Source organism: Terrabacter sp. C0L_2 (genome assembly GCF_036352015.1).
Taxonomy (GTDB): domain Bacteria; phylum Actinomycetota; class Actinomycetes; order Actinomycetales; family Dermatophilaceae; genus Terrabacter; species Terrabacter tumescens.
Genome location: NZ_CP143557.1, coordinates 4666588 through 4682555 on the forward strand (window position 1 = coordinate 4666588; position 15968 = coordinate 4682555).

16 protein-coding genes are annotated in these 15968 nt (G+C 73.4%); 12 read left to right on the forward strand and 4 right to left on the reverse strand.

All coding sequences use genetic code 11. The annotated features are described in order from the left end of the window. Window positions 1-990, reverse strand: a complete 990-nt coding sequence (locus tag U5C87_RS21740; protein WP_330474466.1) for an SDR family NAD(P)-dependent oxidoreductase — start codon at window positions 988-990, stop codon at window positions 1-3. A gap of 47 nt (window positions 991-1037) precedes the next feature. Between U5C87_RS21740 and U5C87_RS21745 the strand changes: the two genes are divergently transcribed. Together U5C87_RS21745 and U5C87_RS21750 are read left to right on the forward strand one after the other, a co-directional pair. After that, window positions 1038-2219: a zinc-dependent alcohol dehydrogenase gene (locus U5C87_RS21745; protein WP_330474467.1), complete on the forward strand. Its 1182-nt coding sequence runs from the start codon at window positions 1038-1040 to the stop codon at window positions 2217-2219. Between the two features lie 47 nt (window positions 2220-2266). Beyond that, window positions 2267-2635 (forward strand): hypothetical protein, encoded by a 369-nt coding sequence (locus tag U5C87_RS21750; RefSeq protein ID WP_330474468.1) that lies wholly within the window; start codon window positions 2267-2269, stop codon window positions 2633-2635. A 37-nt stretch (window positions 2636-2672) separates the two neighbouring features. Here the strand turns inward: U5C87_RS21750 and U5C87_RS21755 are convergent, their stop codons facing one another. Next, the gene (locus U5C87_RS21755; RefSeq protein WP_330474469.1) at window positions 2673-3575 is read right to left on the reverse strand and encodes an SDR family oxidoreductase; all 903 of its coding nucleotides are present in this window, start codon (window positions 3573-3575) and stop codon (window positions 2673-2675) included. A 213-nt stretch (window positions 3576-3788) separates the two neighbouring features. Here U5C87_RS21755 and U5C87_RS21760 point away from each other — a divergent pair, with 213 nt between their 5' ends. After that, window positions 3789-4652 carry a sigma-70 family RNA polymerase sigma factor gene (locus U5C87_RS21760; protein WP_330474470.1) on the forward strand — a complete coding sequence of 288 codons (864 nt, stop codon included), beginning with the start codon at window positions 3789-3791 and terminating at the stop codon, window positions 4650-4652. A gap of 22 nt (window positions 4653-4674) precedes the next feature. On the opposite strand, the gene U5C87_RS21765 is transcribed toward U5C87_RS21760, so the two are convergent. Then, entirely contained in the window at window positions 4675-5463 is a 789-nt protein-coding gene (locus tag U5C87_RS21765) for a GAF and ANTAR domain-containing protein (RefSeq protein ID WP_330474471.1), read from the reverse strand. A 146-nt stretch (window positions 5464-5609) separates the two neighbouring features. On the opposite strand from U5C87_RS21765, the gene U5C87_RS21770 reads away from it, so the two are divergent. The 5 genes from U5C87_RS21770 to U5C87_RS21790 all read left to right on the forward strand — a co-directional run bounded on the left by U5C87_RS21770 (window position 5610) and on the right by U5C87_RS21790 (window position 11405). After that, complete coding sequence (locus U5C87_RS21770) at window positions 5610-6992, forward strand: cation:proton antiporter domain-containing protein (RefSeq protein ID WP_330474472.1); 1383 nt, start codon at window positions 5610-5612, stop codon at window positions 6990-6992. A 213-nt stretch (window positions 6993-7205) separates the two neighbouring features. Next, a complete protein-coding gene (locus U5C87_RS21775) occupies window positions 7206-8315 on the forward strand; it encodes a glycosyltransferase family 1 protein (RefSeq protein WP_330474473.1) in 1110 nt (369 codons plus the stop codon). Beyond that, window positions 8303-9385 (forward strand): glycosyltransferase, encoded by a 1083-nt coding sequence (locus U5C87_RS21780; protein WP_330474474.1) that lies wholly within the window; start codon window positions 8303-8305, stop codon window positions 9383-9385. The genes U5C87_RS21775 and U5C87_RS21780 overlap by 13 nt, the downstream gene beginning before the upstream one ends. Further along, on the forward strand, window positions 9382-10434 hold the full coding sequence (locus U5C87_RS21785) for a glycosyltransferase (protein WP_330474475.1): 1053 nt from the start codon (window positions 9382-9384) through the stop codon (window positions 10432-10434). Before U5C87_RS21780 ends, U5C87_RS21785 begins: the two co-directional genes overlap by 4 nt. Then, window positions 10431-11405: a glycosyltransferase family 2 protein gene (locus tag U5C87_RS21790; RefSeq protein ID WP_330474476.1), complete on the forward strand. Its 975-nt coding sequence runs from the start codon at window positions 10431-10433 to the stop codon at window positions 11403-11405. The genes U5C87_RS21785 and U5C87_RS21790 overlap by 4 nt, the downstream gene beginning before the upstream one ends. Before the next feature lie 15 nt (window positions 11406-11420). On the opposite strand, the gene U5C87_RS21795 is transcribed toward U5C87_RS21790, so the two are convergent. Further along, the gene (locus tag U5C87_RS21795; protein WP_330474477.1) at window positions 11421-11894 is read right to left on the reverse strand and encodes a universal stress protein; all 474 of its coding nucleotides are present in this window, start codon (window positions 11892-11894) and stop codon (window positions 11421-11423) included. Window positions 11895-12075: 181 nt separating this feature from the next. On the opposite strand from U5C87_RS21795, the gene U5C87_RS21800 reads away from it, so the two are divergent. The 4 genes from U5C87_RS21800 to U5C87_RS21815 all read left to right on the forward strand — a co-directional run bounded on the left by U5C87_RS21800 (window position 12076) and on the right by U5C87_RS21815 (window position 15942). Beyond that, complete coding sequence (locus U5C87_RS21800; protein WP_330474478.1) at window positions 12076-12813, forward strand: hypothetical protein; 738 nt, start codon at window positions 12076-12078, stop codon at window positions 12811-12813. 1 nt (window position 12814) lies between these two features. Beyond that, entirely contained in the window at window positions 12815-13327 is a 513-nt protein-coding gene (locus U5C87_RS21805; protein WP_330474479.1) for a pyridoxamine 5'-phosphate oxidase family protein, read from the forward strand. Between the two features lie 108 nt (window positions 13328-13435). Continuing rightward, window positions 13436-15211 (forward strand): sensor histidine kinase, encoded by a 1776-nt coding sequence (locus U5C87_RS21810; protein WP_330474480.1) that lies wholly within the window; start codon window positions 13436-13438, stop codon window positions 15209-15211. Then, window positions 15187-15942: a response regulator transcription factor gene (locus U5C87_RS21815; protein WP_330474481.1), complete on the forward strand. Its 756-nt coding sequence runs from the start codon at window positions 15187-15189 to the stop codon at window positions 15940-15942. Before U5C87_RS21810 ends, U5C87_RS21815 begins: the two co-directional genes overlap by 25 nt. Window positions 15943-15968 lie beyond the last annotated feature (26 nt).

The following is a 15968-nucleotide window of genomic DNA, read 5'->3' on the forward strand; positions in this document are numbered from 1 at the left end:
TCACTCGAGATTGCGGCGTGCGGCCCGGTCGCCGAGCACGGTGAGCCGGTCGACGAGGGTCGAGCCCAGACGGCGTCGCGCCTCGTGCCCCGGCGACGTGCGGGCCCCCTCCCGTGCCGGGGCGTCGGGCAGCAGACGCCCGACCAGGCCGAGCACCCGCGTCGTGGTCGCCGGAGCGAGGCCGCGGACACGGATGCCGAGCCACGCGAGCGGGGTGAGCACGACCATCGGCCGGCCGGCGAGCACGGCGTCGACGATCCTGCGGGCCGCGCGTTCGGCGTCGACGGACAGCAGCGGCAACGAGGCGGCCGGCGCGAACCAGGCGTACTCCGCGGCGGCGTCGCCGCCGAACCGCGCGTGCACGTGCCCACCGGTGCGCATGAGCCCCGGGACGACGGTCGTGGCCGTGACGCCCGTGCCGCTGAGCGCCGCGGCGAGGCCGTCGGAGAAGCCCACGGCGGCGAACTTGGCCGTGGCATAGGGCAGCAGGTGCGGCGGCGACACCATGCCGCCGATGGAGGTCACCGTGCCGATGCGGCCGTGTCCGCGGCGACGCATGTGCGGCAGCACCGTCATCGCGGCGTGGATCGGGCCCCACGCCATGGTGTCCATCGCGTCCTCGAACTCGTGCATGACGAGCGACTCGAGGGGCGCGGCCTGGATGACACCCGCCACCGTGACGAGCACCTCGATCGGCCCGACCGTGTGCTCGACCCGGCCGACGAGGTCGCCCACGTCGTGACGGTCGCGCACGTCGCACCGCTCGACCGACACCACGCCGCCCCGCCCGCGCAGCATCGTGGCCGCCTCATCGAGCTCCTCGTCGTCACGCGCGGCGACGACCACGTGGTGACCTCGCGACAGCAGCTCCTCGGCGACGAGCAGGCCGAGGCCCCGAGAGCCGCCGAGCACCACCGCCACGGGTTGGCCTGCTGGGCCGGGCTCCCGGCCTTCCGTCGCGCTGCTCGGTGGTCCGTCGGTGGGGTGCATGCTGCCTCCTTGGTTTTTCCTCGAGCCGCCGTGGGTAGGAGCCGCACATGAAGGCACTCACCTGGCACGGCCTCGAGGACGTCCGCGTCACCGACGTACCCGACCCCGTCATCACCGACACCACCGACGCCGTCGTGCGTGTCACCTCGACCGCGATCTGCGGGTCGGACCTGCACCTCTACGGCGTGCTGGCGCCCTACCTCCAGCCGGGTGACGTCCTCGGACACGAGTTCATGGGCATCGTCGAGGAGGTCGGGCCCGATGTCGCCACCCTCGCGGTCGGGGACCGGGTCGTCGTGCCCTTCAACATCTCCTGCGGGCGCTGCTGGATGTGCCAGCGTGGTCTCTTCGCCCAGTGCGAGACGACGCAGAACACCAGGACCGGCAAGGGCGCCAGCCTCTTCGGATACACCAGCCTCTACGGCTCGGTGCCCGGCGGACAGGCGGAGTACGTCCGGGTCCCGCACGCCGACTTCGGTCCCATCGTCGTGCCGGACGAGATGCCCGACGAGCGCTTCCTCTACCTGTCGGACATCCTGCCCACCGCCTGGCAGGCCGTCGACTACGCCGACGTCAACGGCAACGACACCTTGGTGGTCCTCGGGCTGGGTCCCGTCGGGCAGCTCGCCGTCCGCTCGGCCCTGCACCGCGGAGTGGGCAGGGTGATCGGTGTCGACCTCGTGGCCGACCGCATCGAGACGGCCCGCGCCAGCGGTGCCGAGGTCCTCGACGCGTCCGACACCGACGTCGCCACGGCCGTCCTCGAGCTCACCGAGGGTCGTGGCGCGGACGGTGTGATCGACGCCGTCGGCATGGAGGCGCACGGCAACCCCGTCTCGGAGAAGGTCATCGGTGCTGCAAGCAGGCTGCCCAAGCCGGTCGCCCGGCAGGCCGTCGAGCGGTTCGGCATCGACCGGCTCGCCGCGCTGCACACCGCGATCGCCGCCGTACGTCGCGGCGGCACCCTGTCGATCAGCGGCGTCTACGGGGGCATGGCCGACCCGATGCCGATGATGGAGCTCTTCGACAAGGGGCTCACGGTCCGCATGGGCCAGTGCCACGTGCGGCGCTGGAGCGACGAGCTGCTCGACATCGTGCGCGGGGACGCGGACGTGCTCGGGCTCGAGGGCCTCGCCACGCACCACGGCAACCTGTCCGACGCCCCGGACTACTACCGCATCTTCCAGGAGAAGCAGGACGAGTGCCTCAAGGTCGTCCTCACCCCCTGAGGTCAGCACTCCCTTCTGGCACTCACCACGACACGAAGGAGAACGCCATGAGCGTCACGAGCTACCAGGATCTCCCCCTCGCCGACCGCGACCGGGAGTGGGACGGCGACGCCGCCGAGAAGCGGGTGCGCAAGTGGGCCGACGCGACCGAGGAGCCCAACGCCAAGTACCGCGACGCCCACGTCTGGTACGACGCGGACAACAAGGACAACTTCACGGCCTACAAGCTGCTCGTCGCCGACGTCGTCGACGGACGCCTGCGCGCCGTCCCCCGCGGCGTCATGGCCGCAGCCGCCGTCATGCAGGGCTCGCGCGGAGGCGTGGACCTGCCCGACAAGGACCGCGACCGGGTCCGAAGCCACCTCGCGAAGTACTACGCCAAGATGGGCGAGCAGGCCCCGTGGGAGCGCGACTGACGCGTCGCGCCCCCACCTCCCGGGGCCGCGGAAGCGTTCAGAAGACCGCGCCTCCCCCGGTGACGCCGAGCACGGTTCCCGAGACGTAGCTCGCATCGGCCGGCGATGCGAGGAAGACGTATGCCGGGGCCACCTCACCGGGCTGACCGGCGCGTCCCAGCGGGGTGTCCGCACCGAACGTCTCGATCTTCTTGCTGTCGCGCGTCGCCGGCTGGAGCGGCGTCCAGATGGGCCCTGGCGCAACGGCGTTGACGCGGATCCCCTTGGGCCCCAACGACGCTGCCAGGTTGACGGTGAGGTTGTTCAGGGCCGCCTTGGTCGCGGCGTAGTCGAGCAGCGCCGGTGACGGGTCGTAGGCCTGGATCGACGTCGTGTTGATGATCGACGACCCCGGAGCCAGGTGCGGCAGCGCCGCCTGGCAGAGCCAGAGCACGGCGTGCAGGTTGGTCCGCATGACCCGCTCGACGTGCTCGGGCTGCAGCCCCTCGAGACCCTCCGGGCCGCGGTCCCAGTGGTACCCGGCGTTGTTCACGAGGATGTCGAGGCCGCCCAGGCCACGCACCGCGTCGGCCACGGCGCGCATGCAGGTCTGCCGCTCGACCAGGTCGCCCGGCACGAGAACGGCTGTGCCACCGGCGTCCTCGACCCACTCGACGGTGTCCTCGGCGTCCGACTGCTCACTCGGCAGGTAGCTGATCGCGACGTCGGCCCCCTCCCGGGCGTAGGCGATGGCCACGGCGCGACCGATGCCGGAGTCGCCACCGGTGATGAACGCCCTTCTCCCCTCGAGCTTCCCGTGCCCCACGTAGGTCTCCTCGCCATGGTCGGGCGTCGGGTCCATCCGGCTCGTCAGGCCCGGCGGCTCCTGCTGCTGCGCAGGAAACCCGCCTTGGTCGTCGTGGCGCACCAGGCTCTCGGCGCGGTCGGCGATGTCGGACATGACCTCATCCCTCCAGTCGGCTGCTGTTCGCCCTCCTCCTACCCACTCACCGTCCCCGAGGACGGACGGGTCGAGCCGGACCGTGCGCCTGCCGGGCAGGTGCACGACACGCACCGGCCATTGCGCTATCGCCCGGACCGTGGCACTGTCGAAAGGTCTGAGCGGTCCAACCACAGCGCCGACTCCGTCGTCCGAGACATCCGGAGATGAGTCATGGCGCAGCACACCTCTCACACCCGACCCTCGTTCGCCGAGCGCGACGCCGAGACGTCCGAGCTCTTCGCGAGACTGGCGGCCACCGACGACCCCGACGAGTCCGAGCAGCTCGTGGAGCAGATCGTGATCCTCTACCTCGACCTGTGCACGACGATGGCCGGACGCTACGACGGTCGCGGCGTCGAGCACGACGACCTCGTCCAGGTCGCGCGGCTCGCCCTGGTCAAGGCCATCCGGCGCTACGAGCCCGGGCACGCCCCGTCGTTCGCCGCCTACGCGGTCCCCACCATCTCCGGTGAGCTCAAGCGCTGGTTCCGCGACCGCGGCTGGGTCGTGCGCCCGCCGCGCCGCCTGCAGGAGCTGCGCGCGGACCTCCAGGCCGTCCGTGCCGAGCTCGAGCAGGAGCTGGGCGGCACGCCCACCGACGCCGACCTCGCCGAAGCCGTGGGGGCGACGGTCGAGGAGGTGCGCGAGGTCGCGTCAGCCGCGACCGGCTTCCGGCCCCTGTCGCTCGACTGCAGCACCGCGGACGACGAACGTCCCGGCCTCTCGACGTTCCTCGCCGAGGTCGACGAGGAGCTGCAGGCGGCCGACGACCGCGTCTGCCTGACCGAGGCGCTCACCGAGCTCGACGACGACGAGCGCGAGCTGCTGCTCATGCGCTACGTCGAGGGGATGACCCAGCGCGAGATCGGTGAGGCACGCGGTGTCAGCCAGATGCAGGTGTCGCGCACCTTGAGGCGCATCACCGTGCGGCTGCACGACCACCTCACGGAGAAGCCCGTCGAGCCCGTACAGCCCGTAGAGCCCGTGGAGCCGTTCGAGCCCCTCGAGCCGGAGGCGATGACCGCCGCCTCCTGACGGCTCCGCCACCGTCGGCGAATCACCCCGGGGCGTCCCGGCTCGGCGCCTGCTCGTGCGCGGGTGCCGTTGCCGACGTGTGGCCACGCGCGATCGAGGGCAGGGCGCCGGTGTCGGCGACCTGCTGGGCCACTTCTCGCAGCTTGCGGTTGGCGTTCTGGCTCGCCATCCGCAGCAGGCCGAACGCCTGGTCGCGCGTCACCTGGTGGCGCGCCATGAGGATGCCCATGGCGACGCCGATCTCACGGTTGGTGACGAGGGCCTTCTGGAGGTTCTCGACGTGCTGCTGGTTGGCCGCCAGCGCCACGGCCAGCGCACCGTGCGTGGCCAGCATGAGCCCGACGAGCTCGGCGCGCTCGTCGAAGGCGGCCACCTCGTCGGCGTAGATGTTGAGGCCGTCGATGGTCTCGTCGGTCTCGTGGCCGAGGCGGTAGCTCAGCATGCTGAGCAGGCCGAGCTCGCTCGAGACCTTGGCGCCGTACTCGGGCCACCGGCTGTCGTGGCGCAGGTCCCGCGGGCGGTAGAGCGCGTCCTCCACGATGGCGTCGAGGCACGGACCCGAGCCCAACGCGTACTGGATGTCGTCGGCGCGACGGGCCCGGTCGTCGGTGGCCGCGACGGTGCGGAAGCGGCCGTGGGAGAAGGTCGTGATGCTCGCGCACGTGGCCCCCGGCACCCGCTCGACCGCCATGCGGGCCACCGCGTCGAGGGCGGCAGCCGGACCCATGGACTCGAGCTCGACCCCGAGCTGGGAGAAGGACTCGGCGACCTCGCGCAGCTCGTCGTCCACCCGCGGCTCGTCAGCGCCCATCCGTCACCATCCTTCCTCCTGCCGCCGTCGACCCCCTTTGCAGACGGTAGACCCTCCGTCCGGTGCGAGGCGAGGGCCCGACCGGTGCACCGCCGTCCCGGGTACGTCATCAGGAGGCCAACCCCGAGGAGTACCCGCGTGTCGTCATGTCCATCAACCTGATCTACCTCATCGCCGGGGTCGCGATGTTCCTCGCTGCCGTGCTCCCCTCCGTGCTCGACCGGTATGCCGTGTCGGCCGCGATGGTGCTCCTCGTCCTCGGCATGGTGATCGGGCTGCTGCCACTGCCCGAGGGGATGCGCCTCGACCCCGTCGTCATCCGGCCACAGGTCGAGCGGGTCACGGAGTTCACGATCCTCGTCGCCCTGATGGGCGTCGGGCTCGCCATCGACCGCTCGTTCGAGTGGCGCAGCCGCGCCGCGTGGGCCGCCTGGTCGCCGACGTGGCGGCTGCTCGCGCTCGCGATGCCGCTGACGATCGCCTCCGTGGCCCTGCTCGGCTGGGGGCTCGGGCTCGCGCCGGCGGCGGCCCTGCTGCTCGGCGCAGCCCTCGCGCCCACCGACCCCGTGCTCGCGAGCGACGTCCAGGTCGAGGGACCCCGGGTCGAGACCCCGGACGCACCCGACTCCCCCGGCGACGACGGCGGCGACGGCGGTGACGAGGACGAGGCACTCGGCGAGCCGGTCGACGAGAAGGACGACGTGCGCTTCGCGCTGACGTCCGAGGCCGGTCTCAACGACGGCCTCGCCTTCCCCTTCGTCACAGCCGCCGTGCTGCTCGCGTCCGCGGGCGGGCTGTCCTCGGTCGGCTCTGGGGGCCTGCTGCACTGGTTCGCCTGGGACCTCGTCGGCAAGGTCGTCGTCGGCGTCCTCGCCGGCGTGGCGGTGGGCTGGGGACTGGCCCGCATCGCCTTCCGCTCCTCGCGGCGCTCACTGCGTCTCGCCGAGCAGGGCGAGCCGCTCCTCGCACTCGCCGCCCTCGTCATGACCTACGGCGTCAGCCAGCTCGTCGGAGGCTACGGCTTCGTGTCGGTCTTCGCCTGCGGCATGACCCTGCGCGCGGCCGAGCGCAACCACCACTACCACCGCTCGATGCACGAGGTGGTCCAGCGGCTCGAGCGGCTGCTGACCCTCATCATCCTGCTCATGCTCGGCATGGCCATGACCAAGGGAGTGCTCGGTGAGCTGGACTGGCGCGGCGTCGTCATCGCGCTCGCCCTCGTGCTCGTGCTGCGCCCTGCGGCGGGCTGGGTCAGCCTGCGCCTGCGGGCCCGACCGGCCGACCTGCCCGGCGGCCTCGGCCGCAAGGAGACCCTCGCGACCGCCTTCTTCGGCGTGCGCGGCATCGGCTCGCTCTACTACCTCTCCTTCGCGGCCGGCGAGCACGCGTTCGCCGACGAGCGGTGGATGTGGTCGACGGTGGCCTTCACCATCCTGCTGTCGGTCATGGTGCACGGCACGCTGGCGACCCCGGTCATGCGCTACCTCGAGCGCCGCCGCGAGCGGGCGGGGATCACCGCGCCGGCCTGACGCCCACGGATGCCGAGCACGAGAAGGACGCACCCGGCATACGCCCTTTCAGTGGACATGACGCCCATGTCGGTCACGTTCGACGACCGAGGTGTGCAGCGTGCACGACGCGGGTATGGAGACAGACGGAGGCTCCAGCCCAGCGGCCACCGACCCCGCGCCGACGCCCCCTCGATCGGTGGGCGTCGGGCGTGCGCACCGAGAGGCAACCGATTGAGTCCCGTCATCGCTTCCGTCCCGTCAGGCCACGTCTACGTCCGGCACCTCGCACCGCCGGACGGCGAGACGACGGTCCTCCGCCTGCCCGACCCGCGACCGCGGGCCGACGTCCCCGACGCCCAGTGGTGGCCGCCGCGGATGCTCGAGCCGGGCTGGGTCGACGAGCACGCGGACGAGTTCGACGTCATGCACGTGCACTTCGGCTTCGACGCCGTCTCGCCCGACGACCTGGCCGACGTCGTCGCCAGCCTGCGGCGCCACGGCAAGCCGCTCGTCGTCACGGTGCACGACCTGCGCAACCCCCACCACCCGGAGCCGGGACTGCACGACGCCCAGCTCGGAGTCCTCGTCAGGGCCGCGGACGCGGTGCTGACCCTGACCGCCGGCGCGGCCGCGGAGATCGCGGCGCGATGGGGCCGCGACGCGCTCGTCGTGCCCCACCCGCACGTCGTCGACGAGCCGCGACTCTCGCGGGAGCGGGTGCCGCACGCCGGTTTCGTCATCGGCGTCCACGCCAAGAGCCTGCGCGCGAGCATGGACCCCCTGCCCGTCGTCGAGGAGATCGTCGCCACGCTGCCCGAGCTCCCGGGCGCGCGGCTGCGCGTCGACGCCCACACCGACGTCATGACGCCGGGGAACCCCCGCCATGCCGTCGACCTCGAGCCGCGCCTGCGCGAGCTCGCCGACGACGGACGCATCGACCTGCACGTCCACGACTACTTCACCGACGACGAGCTGTGGGACTACCTCCAGTCGCTCGACGTCTCGGTGCTGCCCTACCGGTTCGGCACGCACAGCGGCTGGCTCGAGGCGTGCTACGACCTCGGCACGACGGTCCTGGCGCCCGACTGCGGCTACTACGCCGACCAGCGGCCCTGCATCCTCTACGCCGTGCCGGGCTCGGCGCCCGCGACCGCACGGAGCGGGGGCGGTGCCCCGCCGTTGCGCGAGGGGCTCGTGCGCGCCTACCGCGACCGCCCGTCCTGGCGGGCCGTCCCCGAGGAGCGCCGCCGCGAGCGCCTCGAGATCTCCCGCGTCCACGAGCAGGTGTATGCCGCCGTGCTCGCCGACGTGGCGAAGCGTGGTGTCCCGTGCACGTCGTAGTGCTCGGCTCGTCGAGGCACCCCATCGCCGAACCGTTCGCCGGCGGCCTGGAGTCGCTGACCTGGCACCTCGTGCGCGGGCTGCGCGACCGCGGGGTCGAGGTGACGTTCTTCGCGGGCCCGGGCAGCGACCCCGCGCTGGGGGCGACCGAGCTCGACATCGCGCCGCTACGCCTCAGCGACGCCGCCCGTTCGGACGTGTCGATGGTCCCGGAGGCGTGGCTGCGTGAGCACCACGCCTACCTGCAGGTCATGGTGGCCCTCCAGCACCGTGACGACATCGACGTCGTCCACAACAACAGCCTCCACCACCTCCCGGTCGCCATGGCGAACTCCCTGCACGTGCCGGTGCTGACGACCCTGCACACGCCCCCGACGCCGTGGCTCGAGCCGGCCATCGCCATCGACGCCCGCTCCCGCGGTGGCGTGCGGCGGGGACACTTCGTCGCGGTCAGCCAGCACACCGCACGCTCCTGGTCGCACGTGGCGTCCGCGGACGTCGTGCACAACGGGGTGGACGTCCGGCGATGGGTCGCCGGCCCCGGGGGCGAGGACCTCGTCTGGGTCGGCCGCATCGTCCCGGAGAAGGCCCCGCACCGGGCCATCGCCATGGCGCGCGCGTCCGGGCGGCGGCTGCGTCTCGCCGGACCCGTCGGCGACGTCGACTACTTCGAGCGCCTCGTGGCGAGCGAGCTCGACGAGGACGTCACCTACGTCGGGCACCTCGACACCGAGGGGCTCGTCGACCTCGTCGGACACAGCGCGGCCCTGCTCGTGACGCCGGACTGGGACGAGCCGTACGGCCTCGTCGCCGCGGAGTCCCTCGCATGCGGCACGCCGGTGGTCGCGCTGGACCGCGGCGGCCTCCGCGAGTTCGTCGTCCCCGGTGTCGGGGTGCTGCTCCGGCCCGACGCCGACGGCGCCGAGGCCGCGGACGCCGTGGCGACCGCCGTCGGGCTGGACCGGGAGGCCTGCCGGGCGCACGCCGTCGCCGCCTGCTCGGTGGACCGCATGGTCGAGCAGTACCTCGGCTGCTACCGGTCGCTTGCCTCCCTGCCCGGTGCCGCGTGATCGGCTACTACGTCCACCACCAGGGGCTCGGTCACCTCACCCGGCTGCAGGCCGTCGCCGAGCACCTGCGCTCCCCCGTGACCGGCCTCAGCTCCCTGCCGGCGCCCGCGTCCTGGGACGGCCCGTGGGTGCAGCTCGAGCGTGACGACGCGCTGTCCCCGCAGCAGGCCACGTCCGCAGACGCGACCGCCCACGGCGTGCTCCACTGGGTGCCACGACACGACGAGGGCCTCGCGGGGCGCGCGGCCGCGGTGTCCGCGTGGATCCGTCGGGCGCGGCCGTCGCTCGTCGTCGTCGACGTCTCGGTCGAGGTCGCGCTGCTGAGCCGCCTCTGTGGCGTGCCGGTCGTCGTGCTCGCCATGCCGGGGGTGCGCACCGACCGGACCCACGCGCTCGCCTACGACGTGGCCGACGCGCTGCTGGCGCCGTGGCCCGACGGCGCCCACACCGACGGCTGGCCCGAGGCGTGGCGCGCGAAGCTCTGGGCCGTGGGCGGGCTGTCGCGCTTCGACGGCCGACGACCGGCCGGACGCCTGGCGACTTCGGGGCGCGCCGACGTCGACGTGCCCCGCCGAGTCCTGCTCCTCTGGGGTGGCGGCGGACACGGCACCTCGGCCGCCCAGGTGGCCGCCGCCCGGGCAGCGACCCCGGGCTGGGAGTGGGTCGAGCGCGGACCCGGCTCACCCTCACCCGACCTGTGGTCCGAGCTCGCCACCGCCGACGTCGTCGTGACCCACGGCGGCCAGAACGCCGTGGCCGAGGTCGCCGCGGCCCGTCGGCCGGCCGTGGTGGTCGCCCAGCCCCGTCCGTTCGACGAGCAGGTGGCCACCGCCCGGGCCGTCGACCGGCTCGGCGCAGCCGTCGGCGTCGAGACCTGGCCCGCTGGCGCCGACCAGTGGCCCGGGTTGCTCGACCGGGCGCTTCGCCGGGGCGGTGACGGCTGGTGGAGGTGGTCCACCGGACACGGGGCCTTGACCGCCGCCGCGCACCTCGACGCTCTGGCCGACCGCGACGTGCGTGCGTGGCCGGCCACCCGGACCGCGTCATGACCGACCGCGCGGGGAGCCTCGCCGTCGTCACCATCGTGCACGGGCGCCACGACCACCTCGAGCGCCAGCTCTGGGGCCTGCGCGAGCAGCGGCTCCAGCCCGAGGTGCACGTCGTCGTCGCCATGGACGACCCCGACGTCGGTGGCCTCGCCCGCGCGCAGGCCGGCGGCTGGGACGTGCTCGTGCCCTCCCTGCCCCGCCGGGACGGCCACCTGCCCCTCGCCGCCGCGCGGAACCTCGGTGTGGACGCCGCCGCGGGGGCCGGCGCCGACCGGGTCGTGCTGCTCGACGTCGACTGCATCCCGTCACCGGGAGTGCTCGAGCGGTATGCCGGCGTGCTCGCGTCCGTCGACTCCCCAGAGCCCGATGCCTCCGACGTCCTCGACGGCTCCAGGGTCCGCGCCGTCGGGCAGTCGCCGGTCGTCCTCGCCGGCGAGGTGGCCTACCTGCCGCCCGAGCCCGACGGCCGGGACTACCGCGACCTCGGTCTCGAGGCCCTCGCCGGCCTCGCCGCGCCGCACCCGGCACGCCCCGTCCTCGACGCCGACGAGGTCCGCGAGGCGGCCGACCTGCGCCTCTTCTGGTCACTGTCCTTCGCCCTGACCGTGCGCTCGTGGCAAGTCCTCGGGGGCTTCGACGAGGGCTACGTCGGCTACGGCGGCGAGGACACCGACTTCGGGCAACGCATAGCTGCAGCCGGAGGCCGGCTCCTCTGGGTCGGCGGCGCGCTCGCCCACCACCAGCACCACCCGACCTCGTCGCCGCCGGTGCAGCACGTGCGCGACATCGTCGCCAACGCCAACCGCTTCGCCGGGCGTTGGGGCTGGTGGCCGATGGAGGGGTGGCTGGAGGCGTTCGCCGACCGTGGGCTGGCCCGCCGCGCCGCCGACGGTTCCTGGCACGCGACCTTCCCCGCGCACACCGCAGAGACCGCAGAGACCGCGGAGACCGCGGAGACCGCGGACGCCTGAGCGCCTGCTCCGGCGTCAGCGGGCGAGGACCACCGTGCTGAGCGCGTGCTCGAGCACCGCGCGGCTCGTCGAGCCGAGATTCATGCCGGCGAATCCTCCACTGCCGGTCGCTCCGAGCACGACCTCCTCGGCGGCGGCGGACAGGTGGATCAGCTCCTCGGCCGCGTGACCGGAGACGACCTGCTGCTCGATGAGGACGTCCGGGAAGTCGTCCGCCACCTCGTCCACGACCTCCCCGAGGTAGGCCTCGGTCGCCTCCTGGGGGTCGGCCGTGAACCACCATGGCGACGCGCCGACTCGCTCCGGCGGCGCCAGTGGGTAGAGGTGCCACACCGCGACCGCGACGACCATGTCCCCCTTGGCGCGCGCGTCGGCGCAGGCCCAGCGGAGCGCGATGCGACTCTGCTTCGAGCCGTCCACCCCCACCACGATCCGGCCCATGCGTCGGTCGGCCGTCGGTCCACCCTCGGGGCGTGTCATCTCGTCCATGGTGCGTCACCTCTCCACCCAGCATGCGGCCCGCCGACCGCACGGTGGCAGGTGCAAGAGGCCTGTCCGTTTCGGGACCTTGGTCCCACCACCCCACGACCTTCGGCCGTGTCCCGGCCGTGGCGCTCGCAGGCACCATCGACGCAGCGCCGCGACCGACGGCTTCGACCAGGAGAGCACCATGTGCACCGTCCTCATCACGTACTCCACCCCGCCGCCGCCCAGCGAGATCACGACACCGGTCCAGATCGGCCTGGTGCGGGAGGCCACCGCACCGGTCCCGGCCACGGCGAGCGAGGAGTCGAACGTCGGCGAACCGTCCACCTCGTCCACGGAGCCGGCGGCGACCTGCGACGTGGTGACCGAGGTGACGCCGCCCGCACCGTCCTTCGCGGCCGCGACGGCCGGCATCGACGAGGCCATCGCCGCCACCATCGCCGACGAGCTGACCCGGGCCGGGCACCGGGTCGCGTGCCGACCGAGCGTCGCCGTCACGACGACCAACGGCTTCGACCTCGTCCTCGCCGTCCACCACCTCCGGGTCAGCCACCGCGACGGAGGCGCGCCGCAGGCCATCGACGCGGACGACCCCGAGTCGGTCGAGGTGGCCCCGGGCGCTGGGACCCCGAACGACGGGGAGTCGACGATCCCCATGACGTGGTGCGCCGACTGGCGTGCCGTGGACGCGTGGGCCCGCAGCGTCGGGGACCACCTCGTCCACCTCCTCGAGCTGCGCACCGAGCTGGCCCGCGTGCGCGCCGAGCTGGACCGCTGCCGCACCATGCTGCTCGCGGCGGCACCGGAGCCGCGTCCGCTCTCCGCCGTCGAGCTCGGCCGTCCGGTCGCACGGGGTTCAGCTCCCCACAGCGGGCGCCGGGCGCACCGGCTGACCCCGACCAGCCAGACCACAGGAGCCTGAGATGAGCATGACCAGCCCCAGCAGCCACAGGGTGGGCCGCGACCGAACCAGTGCGCCGCACCCGCCGAGGTCGAACCGCAGGATCAACTACGTCGACCTGACGCCCACCGAGTGCCAGACCCTGCTCGAGTCCCGCGACGTCGGTCGCATCGGCTGGAGCGCCGGCCACGGCCCGCAGATCTTCCCGGTCAGCTACGCGTGCGTGGCCGACCTCATCGTCTTCCGCACGTCGCCGTTCGGGGTGCTCTCCGAGCTCGTCCGCCCGACCCAGGTGGTCTTCGAGGTCGACGAGCTGGACGCGACCCGCCACACCGGCTGGAGCCTCATCGCCCGGGGACGCTGCCAGGCCGTCGCCTCGCCCGCCCTGCTGACCCACCTGTGGACCGTGAAGGGTGCCGAGCCCTGGGCCGGGGGCGTGCGCAACGTCTTCATCGGGATCACGGTCGAGCGCCTGACCGGGCGGTCCTTCGGCTCCCAGCGCGTGCCGGCAGCAGCCCGACGCGGCGTGCACTGACGGCCTGCTCACAACGCCCTCCGGAACGCGCCCCGGCCAAGCCCGCCGGGCCTAGCCTTGGGACATGACGTCGACGCGTGCGGCGACCCCGTGGGCCGTCATCGCGGCGTGCCCTCCGAGGACGGCCCGCTGATGGTCGTCCCCGTCCCGACCCTCACCGCCTCGTCCGGACAGCCCGGGTCGGCCGAACGCCGGCTGCGCGAGCTCCTCGCCGCCAACCGCTCCGTCGTCTCCGAGCTCGCGCTCCCCGGGGTGCTGCGCCGGATCGTCGAGGCCGCCCGTGCCATCGCCGGGGCGCGCTACGCCGCGCTCGGCGTGATCGGCCCTGACGGCCTGCTCGAGCAGTTCATCCACTCGGGCATGGACGACGCCACGGTCGAGCGCATCGGACACCTGCCCACCGGCCGCGGCGTGCTCGGGGCGCTCATCGAGCAGCCCGCCCCGATCCGCCTGCACGCCATCTCCGACGACCCGCGGTCGGTCGGCTTCCCGCCCGGTCACCCGCCCATGAACGGCTTCCTCGGGGTGCCGGTGCGCTCGCGGGGGGAGGTCTTCGGCAACCTCTACCTCGCCGAGCGGATCGACGGGTGCGACTTCAGCACGGACGACGAGGAGCTCGTCGTCGCCCTCGCGGCAAGTGCGGGTGTGGCGATCGAGAACGCCCGCCTCTACGAGGAGTCGCGCCGTCGGCAGGAGTGGCTGCGCGCGTCGGCGGAGATCAGCCGCGACCTGCTGCGGCCGGGGCTCGGCGACGAGGTCCTGCTCCGCATCGCCGACGCCATGCTGCGCCTGACCGACGCCGACGTCGTCACCCTCGACTTCCCGGAGGGACACGACCAGGGAACGGCCGCCTCCGGGGTCCCCGACGACGCGACCCGTCTCGTCATCGAGGTGGCGCGGGGGATGGAGACCGACGACCTGCTCGGCACGGCATACCTCTCGGCTCCCTCGCTCGCCGGCACGGCGATGCGCGAGCGACGCCCCGCCGCCGTCGACGGGACCGGGCCCGCCGAGCCCGCCCTGACCCCGGTCATCGCGGACGGGATCTGGGGACCCGCGGTGGCGTGCCCCCTCGTCGGGGAGGCCGACGTGCGTGGCGCGGTCGTCGTGGCACGCCGCGTCGGCAGCCACCCGTTCAGTCCCGCGGACGTCGAGACGGCCGAGCAGCTGGCACTGCACGCCGCCGTCGCCCTCGAGCTCGCCGACGGTCGCCGCGACGAGGAGCGCGTCGCCATGCTCGAGGAGCGCCACCGCATCGCCCGCGACCTCCACGACCACGTGATCCAGCGGATCTTCGCGACCGAGCTGACGCTCGAGGCCGCCACCGGACGCGCGACCGAACCCGCCGTGCGCGAGGCGCTCCGACGGGCTGTCGAGGACCTCGACGAGACGATCCGACGCATCCGCACCACGATCTTCGAGCTGCAGGACCACCCGTCGTCAGAGGACCCCCGGTCCGTGCTCCTCGACGTCGTGACGTCGTCGACGGCCGGGCTCGGCTTCGAACCGTCCCTGCGCCTCGAGGGACCCGTCGCGACCGTGCTCGACCCCCCACTGCTCCATGACGTCACCGCCGTGCTGCGCGAGGGGCTGACCAACGTCGTCAAGCACGCGCGGTGCACGCAGGTCGACGTCCGCGTGTCCGTCACACCGGTGTCCGTCACCGTCGAGGTCATCGACGACGGGCCTCCCGTCACGCTTCCCGCGACGGCGTCGCCGGCCGGCGACGCGACCGGCAGCCCTCCCGGCGCGCCCGGGGCCGACGGCCACCGCCGCGGGCTCGAGAACCTCGCCTGCCGGGCCCGGGCCCGCCACGGTGAGTGCACGCTGACCACCGACGAGAGGGGGACGGTGCTGACATGGACCGTGCCGCAGACGACGTGACCGAGCCGATCACGGTCTTCCTGCTCGACGACCACGAGATCGTCCGGCGCGGGCTCATCGACCTGCTCGAGTCGCATGACGGCTTCCGGGTCGTCGGCGAGGCCGGCACCGCTGCCGAGGCCCTGCGCCGCATCCCCACCCTCGCGCCCCAGGTCGCCCTCCTCGACGCCCGCCTCCCCGACGGCAGCGGCATCGACGTCTGTCGCGAGGTCAGGGTGAGCAGCCCCGGCACCCGGTGCCTCATCCTCACCTCCTACGACGACGACGAGGCGCTGTTCGCCGCGGTCATGGCCGGCGCCTCCGGCTACCTGCTCAAGCAGATCCGCGGCCCCTCCCTGACGGAGGCCGTCGAGCACGTCGCCGCCGGGCACTCCCTCATCGACCCGGCCCTCGTCGAGCGCCTGCTCGAGCGCATCCGCCGCCGTGAGGGCGCTGCGGAGGCGGAGCAGGGACGCGACGCCCGCCCCGGCCACCACCCGCGGCGCGACGGCCGGTCCGGTCCGTGGGCGGGCCCGGACTCCCTGACCGACCGGGAGCAGGAGATCCTCGACCTCATCGCCGAGGGCCTGACCAACCGGCAGATCGGCGCGCGCCTGCACCTGGCCGAGAAGACGGTCAAGAACTACGTGTCCGGCCTGCTCGCGAAGCTCGGCTTCGAGCGGCGCACCCAGGCGGCCGTCTACGGCGCCCAGCACGGCGGCGAACCCGTCGACGGTCACGGACACCGCTGACGGCATACGCCCGCGGGTGTCTGTAA